Source organism: Chryseobacterium sp. KMC2, from assembly GCF_016756935.1.
Classification (GTDB): domain Bacteria; phylum Bacteroidota; class Bacteroidia; order Flavobacteriales; family Weeksellaceae; genus Chryseobacterium; species Chryseobacterium rhizosphaerae.
Genome location: NZ_JAESIT010000014.1, coordinates 18,660 through 44,012 on the forward strand (window position 1 = coordinate 18,660; position 25,353 = coordinate 44,012).

The window sequence follows — 25,353 nt, forward strand, 5'->3', positions numbered from 1 at the left end:
AGTTAGTATGATAATTTATCTGTATATTTTTTAGTCATCAGCTCCCAGGTAAGCCTTAGCCATATCACCACACATGGAACAGCTTTAATGGCATACTTCAGAATAAAGTTCTCTTTTACTGTTTTTGGAAATAAATCTGAAGTTGAAAAACACGTAAACAGAATCAGAAAAACCAACATGGCAATCACTACCGGACTTTTCTTTTCCTGAATCAAAAACCAAATAACAGCACCCGCCACAGCAATAATATAGGTAGGTGGCTCAGAACTTGAACTGAACAACACCACAAACAATAATGAAGAGGCTAAAATGGACAGTTTAAAACCCAGATATTTATACTGGCTGATTCTCAGGTAAGGTAAAAAGAAAAGCGGAACTCCGATAGCCAGAAATATCGTATTGGGAATTGTAGCATCCCCAAGTACTCTTCTCACAAATCCCATCAGGGAAATATCCTGAAAGTTTCCAAGCTGCTGGTTCTCCATATTTTTATGTTTCAATTCTACAAACCAGTCTACATAAGACTGCAGACCGAAATGAACAGATGAATATAACATCGGAATAGCCAGAAATGCTAAGGAAATAACAATAAAGGAAAGTATGAATTTCTTTTTATCTTTTATGAAGAAGAATGAGGAAAGCCCTACAATTCCATAGATCTTCACAAAAAAACCTATGCAGATTGATAAAGCAGACTGTACTTCTTCTTTTCTGTAAATATGAGCTGCAGAAAGAATAATCAATCCTGCCAGTGCCACATTAAACTGTTGGTGAAGGCTGGAGGTGATAAACTCCTGTAAACAAAGCCATAAGAAAAAGGATTTATTTCTTTCTGAGAACGGTAATTTTTTCGCTGCCAGTAGGAAAACCAACACATTGGCTACATTCCAAAGGATTAGACCTGCCCAATCCGGAAGCATTGCAAAGGGAGCAATAATCACACTAAAGAATACTCCATAATGATTAACATCCAGGTATTCTGGATAAGAAAGATAAAGGTTTCTTTCTTTAAGCGTGTTAAAAAAAACGTTCTTAAAAATCAGGTAATTATTGTAGGCACGCTCTCCCCTCGAATATTTTGACAAGGCTGTAGCAATGGCGGTAATAATATAAACCCCAAATATATATTTAGGGTTTAGTATAAATGATGAAATTTTTTCCTTCAATGTGGCATTTTTTATGGTTGTAAACTATACAGCTACATTATTTTCCCTCAAAGCATCATTAAGTGAAGTCTTCTTATCTGTAGATTCTTTTCTCTGTCCGATAATAAGAGCACATGGAACCTGATATTCTCCGGCAGGATATTGCTTTGTATAACTTCCAGGAATAACTACTGAACGTGCAGGCACTCTTCCTTTTATTTCAATAGGCTCACTTCCTGTCACATCAATAATTTTTGTAGATGCTGTCAATACAACATTCGCTCCCAGTACGGCTTCTTTTTCCACATGAACTCCTTCTACAACTATACATCTTGAACCGATGAAACAATCATCTTCAATAATTACCGGAGCAGCCTGTAACGGCTCTAATACCCCACCGATACCAACTCCACCACTTAAGTGTACGTTTTTACCGATTTGTGCACAGCTTCCTACTGTAGCCCAGGTATCTACCATAGTTCCTGAATCTACATACGCCCCAATATTTACATAAGAAGGCATCAAAATTACTCCTGAAGCTACAAAAGATCCTTCTCTTGCAATAGCATGAGGTACAACTCTTACTCCTTTTTCTGCATAATTTTTCTTTAAAGGAATTTTGTCATGAAATTCAAATGGTCCTACTTCAATAGTTTCCATTTTCTGGATTGGGAAATACATTACTACTGCTTTCTTCACCCATTCGTTTACCTGCCATCCATTTTCTGTAGGTTCAGCTACACGAAGTTCTCCTGAATCAAGTAAAGAAATCACCTCTCTTATCGCTTTCTGGCTGTCTTCATTTTGTAATAAATCTCTGTTATCCCAAATGTTTTCAATTGTTTGTTGTAACGACATGTTTCTTATTTAAATTAGTTTGAAAAATTATACGGCCAAAGATACAAAAAAGTTCAGCAAAATACCTGTTAACTTTATGCTTTTGCTAAAGGCTCAGCATCCGTCCAACCCTCTTTTTATAAGTTAGATAAGCCTGTCCGTGTTGTTTTTGCAAATACTCTTCTTCAAGCCTGATCTGAATCTGCATCAAAATACACCCCATCAGTGAAAAGATAAAAGCAATGACCGTAGGGAAAGCAAGAAAAAATCCTATAAGACTTACCATCATCCCCAGAAATATAGGATTTCTTGAAAATCTGAATAATCCATGGGTGATCAGTTCCGTTTTTGTCTTACAGTCGATGCCGATACGCCATGAGTTTTTCATCTGAACCTGGGCAGTAACCACCCAAATAAAAGCGGTTATCATTAAGGTTATCCCAGCATACCTTATGCTATCAAGATCCATAATATTGATTCTGAAAGTTGAAAAAACAGTCTGGGGAAACAACAGAAAAAGCACAGTATAGATGAACAGCGTTATTATAGTGATTTTAAAATAAAAACCAATTAGCCCATAGGCTGAGTCATCTTTTGGAAGGACATTCGGGTTTTTACCAATTTTTCGGGCTACTGTAAAACTGATTCCCAAAAACGAAACGGTAAAAAACACGATAAAATACAGAGGAATAAAAAATCTCATGAAGTCTGTCATAATCTATAGTTTTCTACAAATTTCATCAGATTGGGGATGCAATGCTATTGCAATCATTTAATTCCATCGACAATATGATTTTTTATCAGAGGCATTAGATTTCATTTCTAATGATGAATACGTCACAAATAATCAATTCCATGGTGTGATCAATATGTTTCTGACGAATGATTCCTTTTGAGTATCGGATATTTTGCCCTGTATTGTATTTTGTCAGGTAAGCCTGATTAATTTCGTTGGTAAGTTCATTGATGTCATTGGGAATTATTGCCTTTATAGTGTAGATGGTATCACCACATTGGATCTGTCCCATAGGATCTTTTACAAAAGAATGGTACCAGCTTCGTTCGGCCAGTCCCCAGGATCTGGCAAATATCCTATCCCAGACGACCACCATCCAGATTTCTAAAAAATCAGGTCTTTGGTTTCCGGCTTTTATTCCGATAATAGAATTTGTTTTTATGTACTCCAGTGCTTTGCTGTTATTCATACTCAACGTTTTTTTTGTAAAACTAGAATAACAGGAAAAGAATACAAACTTTATTATTCAACTGGTTAAAAATAGTATGTCTTTATACATTTTTATGATCCAGATGATCTAAAGCATCATTGTATTGAGAGCAGTAGTAAGGCATTCTTTATAGCTTTTAGCAACAGCAATTTTCAATGTTCCACATGTCAGCTGATTGTCTTCAAAGGATTCTATATTAATGATATTGACGATATATGAATTGTGTACCCTCATAAACCCATCGGGTAAGTTGTCAATCAGTTCCTTAAGGCTTTTGTAATAAATATATCTTTTATGGTTAAGGGTATGGACTTCAACATAGTTTCCCAATCCTTTAATGATGGTAATATCTTTAAAGAAAAGCTTTATCAGTTTTTTATCTGTTTTAACAAAAGCAAATGTCCTGTTCTCCATTACAAATTATAATGAGTTACAAAACTCTTTGGGCATGAAGATAGGCTTTATTCCAGTATTTTTCGTTCAGGGATGAAATAATCACTCCTTTTGAGGTAGAAGCATGGATAAACTTCACTTCCCCATCGGGTCCAATATCATGAACAATTCCTACATGGGAAACCCTGCTTCCTCCCGCTGTTGAAAAAAATAACAGATCTCCGGGTTTAACATCGGTAATATCTATATTTTTCCCGGCATCGGCCTGGTCTGACGATCTTCTTGGAAGGGTGAAAGCATTTTCTTCAAATACTTTTACCGTAAACCCGGAACAGTCGAATCCGGAAGAAGTATTCCCTCCAAATTTATAGGGAGTTCCAATATATTTCTCAGCATCTTTCAGGATATCATTCGCCGATCTTGGGACTTTTCCATCAAATTTAGAATCAAGTCTTCTAAGGTTTTCAGATTTTGCCACCGTTTTAGATCCTGATTTTTTATGGGCAGAAGCACTTTTTGATGATCCACAGGAAACGACAATAGCAGAAGCTATCATTAGAACAGCCAGCTGCTTTATTCTTAGTTTTTTTACAAATAATTCCGGTCCCATACTCCTCTGGTTTTTACTTAATTAACTAATTATATACAAATATACATTTTATAATTTAATTACGGTATAACTATACTACAACTATATGATAAATATATGTTAAAATTTAAATCTCCATTATTTATTCCTATATTTGGATTCAATTTTGGCAATAGCAATATGGCAACGTATGAAAGTCTCATCAAGATCAAAGGAGCTGTGGGTGACCTGGTTTTTTATAATCTGAACGGCAAAAATGTGGTTCGGAAGAAAAGTGGGTTCAATAAAACGGCTTTTAAAAAGAGCCCTTCTTATGAAAAAGTAAGACAGAACAGTTCAGAATTTGGGCACTGTTCAAAAGTCGGAAAAATCATACGGGCCAGTTTGGCCGACTATATAAAAGAAGCAGGAGATCCCCTCCTCTACCAGAAGTTTGCGAAGCGGATGACCGAAATTAAAGACCTTGACACCATATCGGAAAGAGGTAAAAGAACTGTAAAGGAAGGATTAAAAACAGAAGAAGGAAAAGCTCTTCTCAGAGGATTTCCGTTGGGTAACACAAAAAATTTATCCTCAAAAGCTGAAATCCGGGATCAGACTCTTTTCCTGGATGAAAGCTTACCATCTTATAGGGCTGATATTGTAACGATCAGGCTGGATTTCGAGCATTACACTGCTGAATATGCTGAAGAACATATGATACTGGAAAATAAGAAAAAGATCAGTTTTAAAAAGCAATTTGCAGAGGATGATTTTCTGATCTATTTTGTAGCCTTGAAAAAAGAATCCCACATGATTACTCATATGGGATTTGTGTAAATAAAAAAGTCTGCAGGGCTCTGCAGACTTTCTATTTTATTTTTTTTCTCCTTTCCAGCTTCCTGATTTTGCAGGGGTGGGAAGTGAGTTGGACCAATTTCCATTTCCTTTTTTATCCGTATTTAAGGTTCCTCTGAAATCTCCTTTTGACGGAAGCCCTACTACTGCAGTTAAATCTCCTGAAGTACTTAGATTACCGGAAATATTATAATTTTCGTTATTTACATCAGAATGCATGGTACCTGTCACTTTTCCGGCATTATCTACCACAATATTCCAGACTCCCTTGTCACTCCCTTCATAAGTTCCTGACCATGTTCCTATATAATCATAAATAGTGTCATCATCAGAGCTACAACCGATAAATAAAAACGCCGTTAATAAAAGTAAAAAAAATTTCTTCATAGTTTCAGTAGTTTTATAACCTAAAATCCTGTTATTCTCTGTTTCCGTTTTGTTCAGAAAACATCCTGTGACAAAGAATAGTGTTTAATATTTATTATTTTTTGTTCGTGCAAATCTACTAATTTTTTATTCAAATTGTCTGAATTTTAATCAGCAGGCAATATGTTTATTAAAAAACAACATATTTTGGCTAAAATACAAATATTTTTCAAACAATATCAGGGATCAAAATTTTTGAGCTAATCTTTTGCTCGTAAGTTTAATTTATTCTTAATTAAATATTATCCAGTTATTAACTTACTGTATTATATATTTTTACATAATTAATATTTTAAATTATATATATTTCCTATCTTAGTGAAAAATTAGATAGATTAATTTAATAACATGAAAACAAAAACTATTTTTTTGACCGCACTTGCTTTTTATGGAAGTTTAAGTGCTCAGGTGGGAATTAACACAACAACTCCTACTCAGACATTAGATGTAAATGGACAGGTAAGAGTAAGAGGGTTGGCAAATCCTGATAAAAAAATTGTTTCGGCAGATGCACAGGGTGTTCTAATCCTAATGTCCCCTGAAGAAATTTTTTCTCCCAAAGCTATACTCAACACTTCTACATCCCCTACTGAACAGCGGTCAACTATTTATGAAGGAAAGTGCTTCCAGCCTTCAGATAATGCCTCTTCATGTACTGTTATTGTCAATCACTACAGTTCATGTGCTGGTTTTACCAATGCTGTGGATACCCAAATCGTAGTTGGACAGGGTATTAATACAGGAAATGGACAGTTCTTAGGAACCTGGTCGGCCCGATTTATCGACAATAAAGGGTTTGCCGGCACAGCACCTGTAGCCAATCAGATCCCTCCTGATTATCCAAGAATCTCCTATCCTAGCGCCAACATGGCCAATTATCTGGGAAGCGGATCATTCTCCGGACAATGTAATACCGACCTGGTAACTACCATTAATCAGACTACCGGGGATATCAAAATAGAATCTGTAAAACGAAGCATGTTTGCACACCTTGTCTACCTTATTTCGGTAGCCCGTTCAAAAAGTCTATAATATATATAATTGATTTCAATGAGGAGCCGCAATATTTTATTGGGGCTCTTTTTTTAGAAAAAACAGGGTAAAGAAGCAGTCAAAGTGGTTATGAAGGCCGTTAGATGTTTTATGTTCAGCAGTGTAATTCATTGATAAACCGTTTTTGTTGTCCATCAATTATAATCAAACTTCAATCTCCTTTTGTACATTTGCTTAATAATACAGGTATACTCCACTCTACTTGACCGGATTTTAAATATAAACCAGCAGCTATCCCCATGACCACCAGAAAAGAAAATTCAACAAATAATCACAATGAAATGTATTGGAAAAGTAATTGTGGACTGTCTGTTACTTTAGCCATGATAGGGGGAAGATGGAAAATTAATATCCTTACCTATCTGCTGAACTACCCAAAGCTTCGGTATTCTGAACTTAAAGAAAAGCTTATTGGTATTTCCGAGCGGGTACTCAGTGCGAAGTTAAAAGAGCTTGAAAATGATGCGCTGATAGAAAAGATTGAATATGAAGGTTTCCCTCCTAAGGTAGAATACATTCTGACAGAAAAAGGAAAGTCTTTGAAAGAAATCCTTGACTTGATGGACCGCTGGGGAGATCAGGTCATCGAAAAACAGGATGAATAAGCCTGTGAATTATAAACCACGAATACACGGATAAGACATTCGCACATTCGTGGCTCAAACAAAAAGGCTATCTTAATTTTGAGATGATCTTTTTATTACTACTCAGACCATAATTTTAAAGTTCTTATCGAGTACCAGCAAGACAACTGAAATAATACACATCAGTAAAGAATTATAATAATGATTGTATTCATTGTGAGCCATGTGAGCTGTGAAAGCTCCTATTGCAAAGGGAAATAAATACAGCGCTGCTATATTTCTAAACTGAGGTTTAAACAGGCCTACCACCAACAACACTACTCCTAATAATTCCAACGCTCCTATAAGAATGGTCGAAGGGGTATTGAACCCTAAAGACTTCATACTTTGCATCATGGAGGTCTTCTGAAAGACTTTATACAAAGAAGCATACCCAAAAACATACAGATAATAGGCATAGCCTACCCAATAAATAACGGTTTTAATAATTTCCATTTCTTTTTTTTACAAATTTCATAAAAAGAAATATTTTTCCTATTTACTTACTAAATTGTAGGGAAAGGGAAATTTTGAGAAAAGCAGATCTGCAATCACAAATGCCCGGATGATACTTTCTGTCATTAATGTAAAAGGCAGTACAAATCAAGATTTGCACTGCCTAAACAAAAATGTTTCTCTACATCAATCTACTGCATCATTACTATATAAAAGTTTTTATTTTTTAGACACTTTAATACACTTTAGAAAGTTTAAAAGAATACCGCACAATTAAGTTCACATAAGATGAAAACCTCAACAAAACTTCAGTGTACTCAAAGTATATAATTTAAATAGCTTAAGTGTTTAAAAATCTTTTGTGACTAAGTGTAAACAGACTTATAATAATACCCCCTTTATTCATAAAAATTCCTAGTTTCTGTTTTTTACAAGAATCCATCCCGAATAAGTGATAGGAGTCCTGGTATCCGGTTCAGTCCATGTTATTTCGTACCAGTACGTTCCGCTGCTTACCGGAGTTCCGCCAATGGTACCATTCCATTTCAGGCTGGTGTTTTTATCTGAGGAGAATAAAAGCTGTCCGTATCTGTTGAATATATTGAATTTCAAATCTTTCAGATATGCCAGTTCACCATAATCCAGATCATCATTGATTCCATCACTGTTTGGGGTGATGGCATTGACAAGATTAGGTACCGTAATCTGTACCTGAACCGGATCACAGTTGTTTGAATCTTTTACATAAAATGTATTGCGTCCTCGTGGAAGATCCGTAAATACATTGGAATTCTGCCATATCATTCCATCTCTGGAATACTGATAAGGAGATTCTCCTCCCTCTACCGTAATGGTCGCCGTATTATTTTTCACCTCAATCCGCTTGATCCTTGGACTCGGAAATGCAAAGACACTCACAGTCTGTTTGGTCTGGCAGCCATCTGCCGTCAGGATCACCCAATAGTCACCTACTGGTACATTCTGAATAGCCTGTGTGGTAGCTCCCGTACTCCACAAATATGAAGTATAGCCAGGACCTGCATCCAATTTGGTAACTGCAAGCGGACAAATATACTGATCCACTAAAAGCAGAGAAGGTTTGGGTGGAATGACATTCAGGGTTATTTTGGCATAATCAGAACACCCGTTACCAGTAGTGATCTTTACATAGACCGTTGTATTCGGGGAAACATAGACCATTGGCGCTGTAATTTCGCTGGTTCCGTTAAGTGCATCGTTAAGTGTTGGGTAATATTTTTTTGTGACGGGATTGGTAGAAGTGACTATGGCCGTTGTCAGGTTAAACGTCCCCTGCCCCGGATAATTGGAAATGAAACACCCGGAAAGCACTGCATCTATCACATCGGGACCACGATAATACTGGAGTGTAATTTTCGCATCAGCCGTGCACCCTTCTAATGTGGTTACTTTTACATAAACGGTAGCCGGTACTCCCGATGGGTATGCATTTGCAGGAATAATCTCATTGGTTCCTGCATTTAAATCTGCCAGTGTCGGATAATATTTTTTAATGGCTGTAGCGGGACCTCCCACATTGGCCGTGGTAAGATCAAAAATACCTGATCCATTAATATTGCAGGCACTTACTATAGCATCTGTAAGGACCAAAGGCTGTACGGTAACATTCACTTTTACCTGCTCACAATCTGTAAATTCAGGATCGTTTCCACAAAATTTATAGGTAAACGTATCAGTTGTTGTCCCTGCATTGGCTGTATAGGTCAATAAACCTGTAGCAGGAGCTATTGTTAACGTACCGTTGGCCGGAGGTATTATAATCTGTACACTTCCCGGAACAGGAATCTGTGTCGAATTACTGAATGTCGGGGTAATCAGCGTAGGCATTCCGGCGCCACAGGCGTTTAGTGACTTTACAGTATTTACCAGACAAGAATAGACTTTGTAGGGATATGTGGTGTATACACAGTTTTCCTTAGTGATAGATACTGTATAATTTCCACCCTGTGTAGGAGAAAAAGTATGGGAGTTGGCTCCCGGAATAGGGTTCCCGTTCATATTCCACTGATAATGGTTGAACCCGCTTTCAACCTGTAAAACAATTCCCGGAGCACACTCTCCTACAGATTTACTGATGACCGGAACAGAGCTGAATCCTGCAAAATATCCTCCATAGCCTAAATTCCCACTTCCTCCTGCAATTCCTGCTGTCACTGCATTTGTGGAATTTACGGTAACATTTCCCGTGATATTGGGAATTGTATATGAAACCCAGTTTGAAGTTCCTGTAACAGGGAAAGGTCCTTGTGCAGCAGTTGGTGCAACACCATTCACCGTTACACTGGCTCCTGTCTGGGTAAGAATATTAAGTTTTACAAAAAGCGGAGGATTAAAAACAGTTGAGTAAGGGAACTCATCTATTTTTCCTATTTCATCGATGATTTTAGGCAGAAAACAATTTAAAGGTGGGATATAATTAAATCCTTCCGTAGCATCATTATCTGCCGTACCGGATAAAAGCTGATAGGTATAGACATTTTTACTTGTTTTGATATACATATTAAGATGAGAAGGGCCGTTTACCACATAATTGGAGGCCTTTACACGGTAATATTCTCCTTCATTTAATGTAGCCACAGGTGCTGGATTATCATTCAGCCAGATCTTGGTATCGTTTTCAGGGGCTACAATAATAGCCCCTTCAATTTCCGGAGTAAGATTTCCCATTCCCTTGATCAGGACAAATTCATTTCCCAGACGTTCAACTGGAACCGACTGATCCATAATGATATCTTCCCCATTATAAGGCGGAGCAAGCCCGAACTGGCCACGAAAATTTCCATTAGTAACAGAAACAGGTTTTGTAGCTTCTATTTTGGCCCCTATAAATCCGTCTTTATTTCCCGGTCTGGTAGCAACACCCGAAAATATATATGACTGGCCTTTATTTAAGGTAATGCTAATGGTAGGCTGTGTAAGCCCATTAAAATTATTGATAAACCATGTGGTCATATCGTATCCTGAAACTTTAACCTGCGTATTATCTTCAGTTGCCAGAATACCACACGTAAAATTCAATGTATTGGTGTTATTCATCAGCGGAGCATACACTGCATAAAATGTAGTCCCGATTCCGGCTTTACCTTTAGAGGTCAGAATTTCACCATGATTGACTTCTGAAAACCTATAGGTTGCAAAAAACGGAAGATCACCATGGAGGTATAGGCCTCTGGTTTTTACACTCATGGCATCAGCCGGATTTTGACCTAACATGAGATTGATAGGAACGTCAAATGTCTGAGGGCTTCCTTTACTGATGGTAACGGTTCCTATGGCCGCATTATTATTGTAAATGGTAACGGGAAAGGGAACAGTACTATCCGTGGATAGATATAAAGCCTGTCTGGGACTGCCGTTCGCAAGACTTCCCGCCATAGGGGCAAACCAATGATCCGTATCTCTCTGTGCCTGAATGGACAGAGATAAAAGCAACATAAAAATAAATAAGATCCTTTTCATAAATTATAAGGAGATTTTTAAATTAAGCAAAACATAACGGCCGTTTAATAAGCCTTTTGTTGTTAATATTGCAGGTATTACTAGTTATATTTTTTCAGAGGCTATTCCCAGTTTTTCACCAAGATCCAGCCGGTATATTTAATAACTGTATTGGGCAAATTGGGTTCTTTCCACGAGATGACATACCAATATGTTCCGGAGGCTATTTTCTTATTACTGAACAGTCCATCCCAAGTATAGTTGTTGAAGGCTGTACCTTTAAAGACATTATTTCCATAGCGGTCAAACACGGTAAAAGAAAGATCTTTCTTGTAGCGAAGTTCTGAGTAGGAAACCGTATCATTAATGTTGTCTCCATTCGGAGTAATAGCATTAATGATATTGACCACGGTCATTTCTACCTCTATGGGGTTACAGTTGTAAACATCTTTAACATAAAACTTCTGCTGCCCATTAGGAATATTGGTAAATACATTGGAGTTCTGCCAGTTGATATTATCTGTGGAGTACCTATAAGGAGGTGTTCCTCCAATTACCGTGAGAGTAGCTCTTTTATTATCAATATCAATATTCTTGATCACCGGTTTCGGAGCTGAGGTTACAGACACCTCATGTCTGCTGAAACAGCCGTTATATTGCAGAATAACCCAATAATTTCCGACACCCACATTGGAAATAGATTGGGTGGTAGCTCCTGTACTCCACTCATATGACTGAAATCCCGGTCCGGCATCCAGTATTGTCGTTTCATCAAAACAAATTACCTTGTCGGCAAGCAAAGAAGGCTGATGAGGAGGCATTATCACTTCAAATACAGGAGTTGTTACCGGAGGGCAGCTTCCTCCCACCGAAACGGTTACCGTATAATTTCCTGCTTGGGTTGGAGTGTAGGTATTGGATGTTGCTCCCGGAATAGGGGTTCCATTGAAATTCCATTGGTAAGAAATATAGCTATCATCCACTTCCAGAACCATTCCCGGAATGCAATTCCCGTTTTTTTTGGCAATAACAGGAATAGAAGAAAATCCCGCGAAATATCCACCATAACCTACAGCTTCATGGCCTGCGGCAATACCAGCAGTAATGGCTTTTGTAGATTGTACAGTAATATTCCCCGTGACATTCTCCAGGGAATAAGTAGACCAATTTGGATTTCCTGTTACAGGATAAGGCCCCTGAATTCCTGACAATGTTGTTCCGTTCACAGATACCGTTGCTCCGGATTCGGTGATGATATTGAGCCTGACTTTGGGATCAATAGCCGTGAAATAAGGCAAGGTATTAATGAGCCCTATTTCATCAATTTTTTTAGGAAGAAAACAGTTAATTGGTGGAATATAATTGGCTCCTCCTGTGTTATAATACGTTCCTGAACCACCTCCCGACATGAGCTGATAGACATAAATTTTCCGGGTACTTCTGATCCGCATATTATAATGACCGCTAAAATTCTGACTGATAAATGATGTAGATCCAATGCGGTAAAACTGCCCTTCATCCAGTGTCGCAATCGGAGTCGTTTCATCATTTACATAGACTTGGGTATTATTTTCTGTAGCGACAACCACAGCCCCTTCCAGCTCATAAGAAAGAGGAGCCATTCCTTTCATCAGTATATATTCTTCACCTAATCGTTCTACAGGTATAGATTGATCCATGTAAATATCAAGCCCTCCTGCTCCATTGCCAATCAATGTATGTTGCCCGTTAAAATTTCCATTAGTGACGGAAATCGGTTTATCAGCAACTATTTTGGCTCCGATAAAACCACTTAAATTAGACGCTATGCTTCCATTTCCTTCTATAATATAGGACTGTCCCTTATGTAATGTAAAAGTTATGGTGGAATTACCTGATCCCGTGGTTCCATTGGAAAACTGAACTGTCGGACTGTAGCCTGATACCGTTACACTTGTATGATCTTCTGTAGCCAATACACCACAGGTAAAGTTAAAGCTAGGATTGGTAACCGATAATGGAGCGTATGCTGTATAAAACCGGGTTCCAATTCCGGCCTTACCTTTAGAGGTCAAAATTTCACCATGCTTATCAACGGAGAACCTGAATGTACAAAAAAAGGGCTTATCTCCTTTTACATAAAGTCCTCTGGTAGTGACACTAAACGCTCCCGACTGGGCACTTGTCATCATTAAATCCTTAGAAACATCATAGGAAACAGGACTTCCTTTACTGATTGTCACTGTTCCTAAAAGTGTATTGTTATTATAGATATTTACTGGAAACGGAACGATAGAATCCGTTGATAAAAATAAGGCCTGCTTGTTGGTATCCGTAAAATAACTTTGTTTCATCGGAGCAAACCAATGTTCGGTATCCCTTTGCGAAAAAAGATCATTGCTGGCAAAGAGGAGTAATAAAAAGCTAAACAAGAGCTTCTTTGAAAGGTGTAGCCATTGCTTTATATAATGGAATATTTCTTTAGGGATCATAAATATTTTTGTTTTATAAGAAAGGATGGGTTTCGCTCTTAATCATCTTTCCGAATGTTTTCAGCATTAAGAGTAAACACTGATAATCAAGATGAAAGCCTGCCATAAAAGGGATGGAATGGTTTCGACGTTTATTATCGCAGAGATCCGCTTATGGTTTGGGAGTAAATACTCTTATCATATCTGTCTCTTGATCAGAGAAAACAGAAGTTCTCAGGCAATAAGGGTCAATATCCCTCTGGTTATAGAAGTATAATGTATTTGAACGATACAAAGAGAGAAATAAAATTTATAATACTGTCACAGAAGATCATGAATAAAGCTGCCTCATAAGCGGTGAAAAAAGTTCCACCGCTTGATGAATGGCAGACAACATATTTACTTTTTAACTGCTTTTATAGTTTTGGAAATACCATTTTTCATGATTAATCGGATCATATACATGCCTGACTGAAGCTCATGTAATGAAACGGTTCTTTCTGAAGATTTTATTTCTTTTACCATCTTCCCAGAAGCATCAAATACCAAAACAGACTCTAATGGTATTTCTCCAGAGATGCTAATACGGTCTGTAAATGGATTAGGATATATAATGATATCATGTTTTGCTGCTATTTCATTCACTCCCAAAGGCGCAGTAGGAGCCCAGGATATATCATCATAATAATAATTAAGATTGGCACCATCAGTCAATATAGCAAGTCTAGCAGTAGCAGGAACCGTATTGGGAACCGCTATACTGTACTCGTTTCCTTCTGCGTAAGATGTATTGGTAATATTTACATCCTGGATCAATACAAATGAAGCGATATTCGTTGGATCGGTGACATAACCGATATGCATTATCCCCGCATTGGTACTGCAGTATGCTCTGAATCTTAATGAATGGGTTCCTCCACTTATATTGCTCAGTTCAGGTAAAATAGCCATGGAAGATCCTGTGATAGGCCTTTGTATAATATGTTTCGTTCCTGAATAGGCTCCTGTTCCGTTTATATTTACATTTCCCGATCCCGTTACCAATCTTCCCCAACAAGGCGCATTTGTAATATATCCGGAATTATAAGAATCAAAATTTTCAAAAAGTGATGTTTGAGGAGCACAAAGTGTCAATACGGAAGCTATATTTGTCCATGCACTTTGATCTGTTGCACTGCATCTTGCTCTAACCCAGAAATAATAGGTTGTTGCAGCGTTAAGTCCTGATACTATATAAGGATTTGCTGTTACTGCTGTTAGATTAGGTATGGTAGAAGAAGTCGGAGGCGTATTACTTGTGCTGTAATACACATCATATCCTGACGCGGGAGCAGATGCTGAAGCTGTCCAAGCAATACTGACAGATGCACTTGTAGCACCGGATAAAACAACATTGGACGGGGCCATACAGCTAGGTTTAGGCTCCCAGTAGATATTATCCAGATAATAACTGTTTGAGGGTGTTCCCCCATGTCTTATTGCTAATCTGGCATTAGCAGGAACTGTATTGGGAATAACTACCGAATATTCATAGCCATCAAATACACTGCTGACCATATTTACAGATTGGATATTCACAAACGAAGATGCATCTGTATCATTGGTTACATAGCCTATATCCAAAGGACCTTGTGTGGATCCGGCATATCTGCCCTTAAATCTTAGCCAATGAGTTCCGGCATTCACATTGCTGAAAGCAGGAAGCACAGCAATCACAATATTGGCTGCACCGTTAGCACTCTGATACATCCCTTTTGAATTACCAACTCCACTTCCTGAAGTAACAGCCTGATAGCCATTTCCTAATATAATTTTATCCCAACAATCCAAATTATAAAACGTTCCTGTTGTAGCATTTTCAAAATCTTCAAACATATAGGTCATAGGATTGCACTTTGTTTTAAATGTTCCTCTTAAAGACCATGCACTTTTATTGGATGTGCTGCAAACCGATCTTACATAGTAATAATAGGTCGTAAACGGAGCTAATCCACTGATAGAAGCCGAAGTTGATGTACTTGTTCCTGATGCTGCCGTAGAAGCATCCGGAACCAATGGAGAAGAGGTGTAATAATATTCATAACCATTTCCCGGTGCTGTAGAAGGAGACATCCAGGAAACAGCAGCTGTATTGGTGGTGGTATTACCTGAAATAAGAGTGGAAGGAACGAAGCATGTAGGGGCAGCAGCTTCAATTTTTAAACTGAAGTCTACAAAGTTACCATTATTACCGGAATTAGGCCCGCAAGGGTTTGGTGAGGTCGTAAGATTTGTTCCGGTCTGTACCCGTATTCTGTAAATTCCCGGCGCCTGTGACGGGGGAATAAAGAATTGGTCATCTACAACCGAATAAGGAGACGTTCCTATTGGGTTTTCATAGAAATCATTAAAGTCCCCGTTGGCATTCCAGTCTACCCAGACCAAAGATTTGGTTCCTCCTCCTGCTAATTCCAGATGTACTTTCACGGTACCTCCCGGATATGAGGTTACGGTATTGCCTGCAGAATTGTCTACATAAGCCTGATAGGCAGCGGCATCATAATACAAAGCTCCCTGATCCGAAAAAATGGCATTTTTCAAATAATAGGTGGAGGATGTTCCTGCAACCGGCACACAGTACGTCTGCCCATTCAATTGTAAAAACGGAATAAGTAAAATCATCCATAATAGGTAATGCTTTTTCATTTTTTATTTTTTAGAGTTAAGAATAGTATCGATTGTTGAAGAATTTCATGATCATCCATATGATCTTACCTATATCATTGTATCCCGGTTGTGCCTCCATAGAGAACCCGAATCCTTTACATTCTATAGTTTATGTATTTATCAAAACATTGTAGAAGCATCATTATTTTTTTTAGCTATAACACTTAATAAGTATCATAATTTCACTAAAATCTTCAAATAAGTCTAATATTTTTAATCAACTTAAAGGTTTAAACAATATTAGCGTTATATTTGCCCCGGATAAAGAAATTAGCTTGCATAATTCATACATTTTACAAGAATTAAAAATGTATACAGTTAACAATCAAGCGATTAAAAAATGACATTTAAAACAGGCAGATGCCGGGGATACCAAAGGAAAATCAATACAACAGAAACGATCTGCCACAAAAAATACTGAAAAGTAATACCTGGATATTATTTTTCATATTGTTGTTTTCAATTTTTATACCCGGACAGTCCGGTCCTGATTTTAGTATTTCAACAGATAAAGCTTTTCAGAAATTATATCAAAATCCGGATGAGTGCATCAGCTATTCACAAAGTCTTTTGATTAGTGATAAAAATCCGGAACATAAAATAATCCTCAGGAAGATCATTTCTCAGGCTTACGCCCTTCAGGGAAATTATGTTCAGGCAGTTAATATATCCAACCAAAAAGAAGAGGGTGGCCAAAAAGAAAAAGCCTCTCATTTCATTCAGCTGTTCGGGGATTATAACCTGGCTGATCAGTATCAGAATTTAGGGTTATATGATCAATCAAAAAAAATCATTGCCCGGATACTTGCCGATCGTGAGCTTTTAAAAAGCAGTCATCTGAAGGAAAGAATGACTCTTGCAAAGCTTTTTCAGCTACAGGCTATCAATGCTGGAGTTACCCGGAATTATGAAGTAGCTCTGCAGTATCTTGATAAAAGCGACCAGTATTTGCATTTCGATGGCCATAATGAGGAAAAACGGATTTTAGGACAGGAAAACATCATCTTTCGCGCTACTTTTCTGATGAAGCTGAACAAACTGGAAGAATCAAAAAAACTGTTGGATACCGTCATACAGGATATAGAAAACCATGGAGATAATGCTTTCCTTGCTGCATTTGCCCATGAAAGCATGTCTCGCTATTTTTTCATAAAAGAAGAGTATGCTACAGCTGTGAAATACCTTGATCAAGGGTTTTCAAAAATTGAAAAACTCCCTTACCATGATATTAAAGTCATTTTTTATGAACTGTATTCCAAAAATTATCTGGCCCTCAATAATGATGAAAAATACCATTATTACAATAACCTGTATACAGATCAGAAAACGAAGATAGATTCCAGCAAGAAAGAAGGAATTCAGTCTATTGTAAAGTTGGTTGAAACCTATCATCGTAAGAACATTGAGTTTCAGAGGCAAAGAAAACTCAGCCAGCTCAGACTTACAGTCACCCTTATTCTGTTTCTTATTTTAGCGACCGCAGTTTACTTTGTATATGAATCAGGCAAAAATAAAGATCTGAAAAAGCAACTTGGATTTTTCGAGAATCTCAAAGAAAGAGAAAATGCAATACAGGCTCCAAAAACCGAAATTCAAAAGGTAAATAAAAATCAGGAAAAAGATTCTTCAAAGATTTCTAAAGAAAAGGAAGATGAAATTCTTCAAAAATTGAAAGAATGGGAAGAGACAGATAGTTACCTGAACAGAAACATGTCAATTTCAGTTCTTTCTGCCCAGACTGGGATCAATACAAAGTACCTTTCAGAGGTCATTAACACCCATAAAGAGAAAAATTTCAATGCCTATATTAATGAACTGCGAATTAATCACGTTGCCCATCTCCTAAAGACTGATCCTGCCTATCTGAATTACAAGGTAAGTTACCTTGCAGAACATTCAGGATTCTCTTCACATGGTGCATTTACCAATGTTTTTAAATCTGTAACAGGAATGTCTCCCAATACCTATATCCAGGAAATCATTAAAAATAAAAGATCATGAAATTAAGTACCCGAATTCTGCTGCTTATCATACTGCTCTGCCAGGTTCCTGCCTTTGGACAGAAGATTTCTGATGATTCCCTGCTCAAAAAAGCCAATCAGGAGATTTACAATAATCCAGATAATGCAATCGGTATAGGAAAAAAGCTACTTCAAAAAGAAAAGGACATCAATAAATCCATCAAAATCTATCTGCTTCTGTCTACTGCAGAAATAGCCAAAAGAAATTTTGATGAATCGCTGCGGCATATTCTAAAGGCAAGGGAACTGGTACGGAAGACCAGCGATCTTAAGGTACAAACCAGCTTCTTTATTTTGGCGGCCATTCAATTCCAGCAGATGGAACTCTACAGTAAAAGCCTTGAGACTTTGGATGAAGCAGACGAATATCTGGCTCAATTTCCTGAAGGCCTTTCTTTTAAATATTTTGAAACGGCCAGAAGCTATGCTTTACGGGGAATGATTTATAAAAGCCAATCCAATCCTGAAATTGCACTTCAAGAGTTTATAATTGCTGTAAAAAATTTTGAAAAGGTAAAACAAAAAAAGACGACTTACTTTAATCAGAGTATTATGTATTATAATATCGGATACTGTTATCTCAGTCTCAACCAGCGCGAAAAAGCAGAACAGGCATTCATAAAATCAATGGATTTTGCCGGTCTGATTAAAGCTAAAAGTCTGGAAGCTTTTGCCTTAAAAGGTATGGCCGAAGTACATAAGCAAAAACACCAGAACCAAGCTGCACTGGAACTGCTGATCAAGGCACAGGAGCTGGGAAAAGAATCAGGAGACCTTACCCTCAATGAAGGTATTTATAAAGATATGGCCGATAATTATCTGGCTATGGGAGAACAGGATCAGTATCAGCAATTCAGCAGAAAGTATATTGAAACCCGTTATAAAAGAGAACAGCGTGAACTCAGTTCTATTGACCATGCCATTGATGCCCATATCATAGAAACACAGAAAAAAAACCGGGAAATAATCTCTCACTACAATTATCTGATTGCCACTTCAGTGATAGCAGGGTTAATTGTTCTCACCCTGCTTACTCTAATGTCTTTGAAAATAAGAAAACGCAATACAAACTACCAGAAAGAAATCCAAAAGCTTCTCAGATCTTAAATCTATTGATGAACATGACCTAACTGCAAAATTCATATTTTAAAAATACCTGTCGCGCATTGTATTCTTTCAACCCTTATATCTACTCTACTCCTGTATTTCATGCTCTAAAAAATATAGAATTTATAAGTATTATCACGGACAAGTTGGTGTCGAGAAACAACTCCATAGGTCATCTGAGTATATTTTCAGGCATTTATCTGTTGTGTCATATACCATCATCCCTTCAACGGGTACAACGATTTTATTTAAATCTGATTTTGCCATACGTGTAATCACAAAACCTTTGGTATCAGACTCAAGAACCATATGAGCTGACTTCCTGATCATAGGCCAGTTATCCCCTGTTATTCCTGCTCTCTTTAACAGCGTTATTCCAAATTTGGAATCTGTACCCACACTGTTTATATTGGGATCATTATAACAAACTCCTTTTCCAGATATCATGGGAGTAATTGATGCGGTATTATTACCTTCCTGAGGATCTCGGAGTTCTCCTGAAATAGAAGAGTTTACCGTATAAGACCCTACATTTTTAACCTTAGCATGGATAACAAGAACTTTTTCTTCATTATCATTGAGAACGCCTATATTCCAAAGCCCGGTATTTGTATCATAACTTCCTGAGCCTGCAGAAGCGTTTATTACTAAATATCCATCAGGAAGCAGGCTGCTGACAACAACTCCTGTGTTGTTTGATACTCCGTTATTTTTAGCCTTTATGGTCAATGTTACTATATCATTAATGTGGGGGGAACTGTTATCTATGGCATTGATAATGGCAAGATCACTTTCCAAAACAGAAATTCCCATGGTAATCAAATCTCCGGATCCCACCTTCCATGAAGCTTCACCCCCATCTCCTCTTACTGACATTCTCAATTTTATATAAGTAATTCCTTTGCCCTTTATAAGAACAGAGCCGGAAGCAGACTCATATCCAACATCATTTGGATGAGCTGATGAATTTTTCATACTTATTGCTGTCACGGAAAAATTAGCGTTGTTGCCTGATAGCCGTGTGAATGAGACAGGTACATTAGCGTCTACAAAATCAAAACCACCCGCCATTCCCATCTGATCCTGAAATGCGCCCATAGCTCCGATATGCAGAACAGGATTATCAACCGGGCGGTTAAAATTAATAGTAAGATCAGCCATTTGATATACTCCAAGAGTTGATTTTCCTCCTAAAACAGAAGTATTGTAAAAAAGAGAGACCCCATTATTAGTTTTTACATTGATCCCCTTTCCCGTAGGTGCCCCCGAAGCAGTAAAATCACTATTATTCGGACTGCCAATATAATTGATCTTGGGAAAAACAGGAATACTGGTATTGTTGATATTGTACCCCATTATTACCGCTGAGCTATACTGCTGATTTGATAAAGCGAAATCGACCTTAAGATCAGGGTGATATATAGCATAAGAAGTACCTGAAGGATTATCCACATTTTTAACAAAATTCACCGAAGCAGTATACACCGGGCCATTACCTTGAGGATTCTGAACACCGGAATGGACAGCAAATTCTAAATTGGGGGATGTCTGGGCTTGAAGTGAAATAAAGAAAGTTCCAAGACTAAGCATTAGCATGCTTTTAAAAGTATAAATTTTCATAAAAAGTGCTTTACTATAAAGGATGCAAAAATATCATACGTCACATGATAATACATACGCCAAATTATTCATCCTGTTATATAAATCATTTATAATCCAATATTTACAATATCTTCTTCTACTAAATTCTAAAACAAAATCACATAAAAAATTTCAGGCTTTATAAAAATGGCAAGCAAAGCAATAAAATATATCTACTCCAGCAGCCAGTAGTCGCTTACCTTTATCCTGTAGTTTTTCTATACTATTTATACATTATTACAAACTAGGGTTCAAGAGCAAAAGGAGAAATGAAGGGATTGTGCAGCTGGACTTCTTTTGCTTCTTGGTTTTAGAATCCCGGATTAAATTGGCTTTTCATCAGTTTTAATAAGCTGATTCTCTAATAAAACAGGCAAGCGACTAGATAATATATGAATCTCTAACCAAGCTAATCTTAATTACATTTGTTAATTGAGTTTTCTTAAAAGCTGAGCAACTGTCAAGGAAAATTTTATTATGCGCCACTCTTGGCAGCTGTTTCAGTTTTATCTACATTAGGTAAGACAAAATCAAAGCCTGTAATTAATTTTTGGAATCATTTACATGAAATTGGCTATCTGTGTCAGCATTTTAAAATTGAGTACCTGTATTTTCCGGCCTTCCATTAAGATAAGCTGATCTTTTTTAAAATCATGAAGTATGCGGGCCAATGTTTCATTTGCCGTACCAGCCATATTGGCTAAGTCTGCACGGGACAGGGTAATGAATACAGGGTCCTCTGTTCCGCTCCCTGTATATTTATTATGCAGAATAAGGAGGCTGAGGGCTACCCTTTCTCTGACTGTGCGTTGTGACAATACCGTCATCAAGTTTGCCATCACACTAAACTCATGGCTTAGGCTTCTTAAAAGCAATCTTGAAAATACTACGGAAGTATCAAGTAACTTGAGAAAGTCTTCTTTTGAAATAAATGAGATGATCGAATTCTCAAGAGCCTGTGTGGTATCTCCATAGCATTCATTGCTCAAAATAGCTGAATACCCGAAAAACTCCCCTGAATTGTAAATATAAATGATCTGCTCCCTCCCCTCATTATCTACTTTATACTTTTTTACTTTTCCTGCTTTTAAATAAAAAATACCACTGGGTATAGTTCCATCAGTAAATATCGCATCATTTTTGCGATAATTCCTATTCTGCATCACGCCCTGAAGCAGTTCTTTATCACTGTCCGGCAGTTCGTCAAAAAGGTATTGATTATTAAAGATAAATTTTGAAATCATAGGTTACAACAAAATTACGCAATTTTCAGCTATACAATTTGACTTAAATCAAATTTTATAACGATCTAGATCATCGTAAGTCTCAGCTAAACGATCTACTTTTACACAAGCAATTAAATTGACTTTAACATATCCTACTAAGAACACAAATAAAGTCTTTTGCAGGCTATGAAATTTAGACAGAGGGCCAGTCCTGCTGAATACATCAATTAAATAAAGAATTATAAAAAAATGAAGATTCCTGAAAACCTCTTGTATACGGAGGACCATGAATGGGTAAGATTAGAAAATAATACAGCCTATATTGGAATTACCGATTTTGCGCAACATGAATTAGGTGATATTGTTTATATTGAAATCGAGACCCTGGGGGAAAATTTAAAACAGCATGAGGTATTTGGAAGTGTGGAAGCCGTAAAAACCGTATCAGACCTTTTCCTGCCTGTTCCCGGAGAAATACTGGAGATTAATCCCAAACTGGAAGCTAACCCGGAACTTGTGAATACGGATCCCTACGGAGAAGGCTGGATGATCAAAATCAGAATCGAAAATATTTTTGATACAGAGGGATTACTGAGAGCCAAGTCCTATGCCTCCTTGATTGGTCAATAATGGAAAACCTGATCACAAAGAAATAGCATTCATAAAAAATAGATTTGATTCCTATGCTTATTCCTAAAAATCTTTATTATACTGAAAATCACTTATGGCTTAGAAAAATAGGATTGTATGATTTTTGCATAGGCATTACCGATTTTGCCCAGAAGGAAATAGGTGAGATCAATCTCATTGAATTCAATCTGGAGGAAAATACCATAGAAGAAAAAAAAACATGGGGCTTTGTTTATGGAACTCACAAAACGTTCCCCCTTATTTTACCCAATGAATTTACCATTACAGATGTCAATATCATGCTGAACGAAAATCCTTCACATATCAATATAGCTCCTTATAGCTATTGGTTTTTAAGTATTTCAGCCGATATTTGCACCAGTGAGTTTTTGACTAATAAAGAATATATTCAACTTATCAAATGATTTTTAATGATCTCAAATTAAATCTTGATGTTAAAGACAGCACTTTTAATGAACTTTACCCTAGTCATATAAAAGAGCTGGCAAGCCGTCATTGGACCCCCATTGCTGTTGCCAGACTGGCCGCCGAATATCTCGCTCAGAAGCCTGATACTAAAATCTTGGATATTGGTGCCGGTGTCGGAAAGTTTTGCCTGGTGGGAGCAGCCTCTACCAAAGGGATGTTTTTCGGTGTCGAACAAAGAGCTTCCCTCACTAAGATCTCAAAAAAAATAGCTTCCCGTAACAAAATCAATAACGTAGAGTTTATCCATGCCAATATCAATGAAATTTCCTTTTTGGATTATGATGCCTTCTACTTTTTTAATTCTTTTTATGAAAACATAGATACCACATGTTTAATCGACAATACGGTAATGCCGGAGAAAGATCTATATTATGCTTATTCCGACTATGTAAAAGAACAACTTGATAAAACTCCTGTAGGAACCCGCCTGGTTACGTATTGGAGTAAATGGGATGAGATTCCTAGCAGTTTTGACATCGTTGGTACCGACTGTAATGGATTACTGAACTTCTGGAAGAAAACAGTATAATCAATTCCGAAATGAATGGTGCCTGTCTAATGACAGCAGGTTACCCCAATTCAGAAAGCAGATAGATCACTAAGATTCTATAGACCTTCTGATTACACAACTGACAAATCAGCAATTAAGGCAGTATTGCCCATGATATGCGGTCTGGATATTATATATTTTTTTGGGAGTATTACTACAATCTTTTTTGTAGTAATACTTTTTTCTTAGAGAAATGAGCTTAAATATAATGATGCTTCTTTCCAAAATTGAAGGCTTTTATTTTTAAATAATACAGAACAGATGTTTCGGCATAAAGGGAAAAGAAGAACCTATTTCCATAATTTAAAACTTGCATCAGCTCTTTCTTTTGTAGCGGGTACAGTAAATATTGTAGGGGTATTATCTGTAAAGATCCTCACTACCAATATAACGGGACACTTTGCTTTTTTTTCCGAGGAAATATTATTTAAAAAACACCTCCCGGCTTTTATATATCTGCTTTTTATATTCTTTTTCCTAATGGGCTCTTTTATCTCCAGCTTTATTGTTGAATTTTTATCAGCTCATAATAAAAAGCGCCCGCATCTGGTTCCTATTCTCATAGAAACCGGACTTCTCACCTTTGTAGGATTATCGGGTTTTAAAGAAATGAAGCTTATCAGTTCACAGGATAGTATTGCTTACATACTTCTTTTTGCAATGGGAATCCAAAACTCTTTGGTTACCAGAGTATCTCTGTCGGTAGTGCGAACAACTCATCTTACAGGTTTATTTACTGATCTGGGAATTGACCTATCACAACTGTTTTTTAAGAACGTAGGTATAAGACATCGGCAGATTAAAAAAAGCATTTTTTTGAAACTTGCCATTATCCTATGCTTTTTCTGTGGATGTATTATAGGCGGACTATTATACAAAGTATTCTATATAAAGACTTTATTATTTACCTCCGGATTTCTTCTTTTTATAGTCTGGAGTGACAGTATTTTATACCGTTATTATTATCTGAAAAGAAAATTAAGATAAGTCGTATGATAAACTTCCGGTGGTAACAAAACCAGCAAGTTCCTGAATGATTTGTATACTCCCAACTCTCTAAGTCTTTGTTAAGTTTGTGTATCAAATGTAATGTATGTAATGACTGGGCAGCTGTTACAAAATGTTCACAGTCCTTAAAATTGAGTAGCAGCTGCTTCAGTTTTTATCAATCTATTAACAGGCAAAAGCCCTAACTTCTAAATAAATAATTTAAAAGTTATAGACTTCTGTAGTAGGGAATACAATATATCTATGAATTACAAAAAACTTCTTTTTCGCACTTACGTAGATACACACATTGTCGTCCTTTAATCTCTCCTTTTAGAAATTAATCGCCCCTGTTGTATGATCAAACCTCTTAAATCCTAATAAAAATCAGGTTTTTCAGGTGAAATAACGCTTTCCCAATGTTTGGAATTATACAAATAAAGCTATATTTGCAGTTCATTTATTTTTAATAAGACTAAATAAC

At 37.0% G+C, this 25,353-nt stretch carries 22 protein-coding genes; 9 read left to right on the forward strand and 13 right to left on the reverse strand.

The features are described from left to right. Positions 1-2 precede the first annotated feature (2 nt). From JML65_RS16260 to JML65_RS16285, 6 genes are all read right to left on the reverse strand, one after another. A complete protein-coding gene (locus JML65_RS16260) occupies positions 3-1,166 on the reverse strand; it encodes a glycosyltransferase family 87 protein (RefSeq protein ID WP_047492900.1) in 1,164 nt (387 codons plus the stop codon). A 24-nt stretch (positions 1,167-1,190) separates the two neighbouring features. Beyond that, complete coding sequence (locus JML65_RS16265) at positions 1,191-2,003, reverse strand: 2,3,4,5-tetrahydropyridine-2,6-dicarboxylate N-succinyltransferase (RefSeq protein ID WP_047492905.1); 813 nt, start codon at positions 2,001-2,003, stop codon at positions 1,191-1,193. Between the two features lie 85 nt (positions 2,004-2,088). Next, positions 2,089-2,697 (reverse strand): methyltransferase family protein, encoded by a 609-nt coding sequence (locus JML65_RS16270; RefSeq protein ID WP_202271430.1) that lies wholly within the window; start codon positions 2,695-2,697, stop codon positions 2,089-2,091. Positions 2,698-2,791: 94 nt separating this feature from the next. Then, complete coding sequence (locus tag JML65_RS16275) at positions 2,792-3,187, reverse strand: DUF2255 family protein (protein ID WP_202271431.1); 396 nt, start codon at positions 3,185-3,187, stop codon at positions 2,792-2,794. Positions 3,188-3,295: 108 nt separating this feature from the next. After that, positions 3,296-3,622: a LytR/AlgR family response regulator transcription factor gene (locus JML65_RS16280; protein ID WP_202271432.1), complete on the reverse strand. Its 327-nt coding sequence runs from the start codon at positions 3,620-3,622 to the stop codon at positions 3,296-3,298. Positions 3,623-3,638: 16 nt separating this feature from the next. Further along, complete coding sequence (locus JML65_RS16285; RefSeq protein WP_202271433.1) at positions 3,639-4,211, reverse strand: C40 family peptidase; 573 nt, start codon at positions 4,209-4,211, stop codon at positions 3,639-3,641. Between the two features lie 96 nt (positions 4,212-4,307). On the opposite strand from JML65_RS16285, the gene JML65_RS16290 reads away from it, so the two are divergent. After that, positions 4,308-5,009, forward strand: a complete 702-nt coding sequence (locus JML65_RS16290; RefSeq protein ID WP_237390914.1) for a hypothetical protein — start codon at positions 4,308-4,310, stop codon at positions 5,007-5,009. A 36-nt stretch (positions 5,010-5,045) separates the two neighbouring features. On the opposite strand, the gene JML65_RS16295 is transcribed toward JML65_RS16290, so the two are convergent. Next, positions 5,046-5,414: a hypothetical protein gene (locus JML65_RS16295; RefSeq protein WP_202271434.1), complete on the reverse strand. Its 369-nt coding sequence runs from the start codon at positions 5,412-5,414 to the stop codon at positions 5,046-5,048. Between the two features lie 387 nt (positions 5,415-5,801). Between JML65_RS16295 and JML65_RS16300 the strand changes: the two genes are divergently transcribed. Together JML65_RS16300 and JML65_RS16305 are read left to right on the forward strand one after the other, a co-directional pair. Beyond that, complete coding sequence (locus JML65_RS16300; RefSeq protein ID WP_084084337.1) at positions 5,802-6,485, forward strand: hypothetical protein; 684 nt, start codon at positions 5,802-5,804, stop codon at positions 6,483-6,485. A gap of 260 nt (positions 6,486-6,745) precedes the next feature. Then, entirely contained in the window at positions 6,746-7,111 is a 366-nt protein-coding gene (locus tag JML65_RS16305) for a winged helix-turn-helix transcriptional regulator (RefSeq protein WP_115919046.1), read from the forward strand. Positions 7,112-7,213: 102 nt separating this feature from the next. Here JML65_RS16305 and JML65_RS16310 read toward each other — a convergent pair whose 3' ends face one another. From JML65_RS16310 to JML65_RS16325, 4 genes are all read right to left on the reverse strand, one after another. After that, entirely contained in the window at positions 7,214-7,585 is a 372-nt protein-coding gene (locus tag JML65_RS16310; RefSeq protein WP_115919048.1) for a DoxX family protein, read from the reverse strand. 414 nt (positions 7,586-7,999) lie between these two features. Further along, on the reverse strand, positions 8,000-11,083 hold the full coding sequence (locus JML65_RS16315) for a T9SS type B sorting domain-containing protein (protein WP_202271435.1): 3,084 nt from the start codon (positions 11,081-11,083) through the stop codon (positions 8,000-8,002). A gap of 101 nt (positions 11,084-11,184) precedes the next feature. Next, a complete protein-coding gene (locus tag JML65_RS16320; RefSeq protein ID WP_202271436.1) occupies positions 11,185-13,533 on the reverse strand; it encodes a T9SS type B sorting domain-containing protein in 2,349 nt (782 codons plus the stop codon). A gap of 378 nt (positions 13,534-13,911) precedes the next feature. After that, positions 13,912-16,197 carry a fibronectin type III domain-containing protein gene (locus JML65_RS16325; RefSeq protein ID WP_202271437.1) on the reverse strand — a complete coding sequence of 762 codons (2,286 nt, stop codon included), beginning with the start codon at positions 16,195-16,197 and terminating at the stop codon, positions 13,912-13,914. A 381-nt stretch (positions 16,198-16,578) separates the two neighbouring features. On the opposite strand from JML65_RS16325, the gene JML65_RS16330 reads away from it, so the two are divergent. Both JML65_RS16330 and JML65_RS16335 read left to right on the forward strand, forming a co-directional pair. After that, positions 16,579-18,219, forward strand: coding sequence for a helix-turn-helix domain-containing protein (locus JML65_RS16330; protein WP_202271438.1), 1,641 nt, complete (start codon positions 16,579-16,581; stop codon positions 18,217-18,219). After that, positions 18,216-19,346: a hypothetical protein gene (locus JML65_RS16335; RefSeq protein ID WP_202271439.1), complete on the forward strand. Its 1,131-nt coding sequence runs from the start codon at positions 18,216-18,218 to the stop codon at positions 19,344-19,346. The genes JML65_RS16330 and JML65_RS16335 overlap by 4 nt, the downstream gene beginning before the upstream one ends. Positions 19,347-19,481: 135 nt before the next feature. On the opposite strand, the gene JML65_RS16340 is transcribed toward JML65_RS16335, so the two are convergent. Next, positions 19,482-20,966 carry a DUF11 domain-containing protein gene (locus tag JML65_RS16340; protein WP_202271440.1) on the reverse strand — a complete coding sequence of 495 codons (1,485 nt, stop codon included), beginning with the start codon at positions 20,964-20,966 and terminating at the stop codon, positions 19,482-19,484. Positions 20,967-21,547: 581 nt separating this feature from the next. Then, complete coding sequence (locus tag JML65_RS16345) at positions 21,548-22,231, reverse strand: Crp/Fnr family transcriptional regulator (protein WP_115919050.1); 684 nt, start codon at positions 22,229-22,231, stop codon at positions 21,548-21,550. 231 nt (positions 22,232-22,462) lie between these two features. Here JML65_RS16345 and gcvH point away from each other — a divergent pair, with 231 nt between their 5' ends. The 4 genes from gcvH to JML65_RS16365 all read left to right on the forward strand — a co-directional run bounded on the left by gcvH (position 22,463) and on the right by JML65_RS16365 (position 24,869). Further along, positions 22,463-22,843, forward strand: a complete 381-nt coding sequence (gene gcvH, locus JML65_RS16350) for a glycine cleavage system protein GcvH (RefSeq protein WP_084084355.1) — start codon at positions 22,463-22,465, stop codon at positions 22,841-22,843. A gap of 53 nt (positions 22,844-22,896) precedes the next feature. Beyond that, the gene (locus JML65_RS16355) at positions 22,897-23,268 is read left to right on the forward strand and encodes a glycine cleavage system protein H (RefSeq protein ID WP_115919052.1); all 372 of its coding nucleotides are present in this window, start codon (positions 22,897-22,899) and stop codon (positions 23,266-23,268) included. Further along, positions 23,265-23,861 carry a class I SAM-dependent methyltransferase gene (locus JML65_RS16360; protein ID WP_047492931.1) on the forward strand — a complete coding sequence of 199 codons (597 nt, stop codon included), beginning with the start codon at positions 23,265-23,267 and terminating at the stop codon, positions 23,859-23,861. The genes JML65_RS16355 and JML65_RS16360 overlap by 4 nt, the downstream gene beginning before the upstream one ends. A 282-nt stretch (positions 23,862-24,143) precedes the next feature. Next, positions 24,144-24,869 (forward strand): YoaK family protein, encoded by a 726-nt coding sequence (locus JML65_RS16365; RefSeq protein ID WP_047492933.1) that lies wholly within the window; start codon positions 24,144-24,146, stop codon positions 24,867-24,869. Positions 24,870-25,353: the final 484 nt, after the last annotated feature.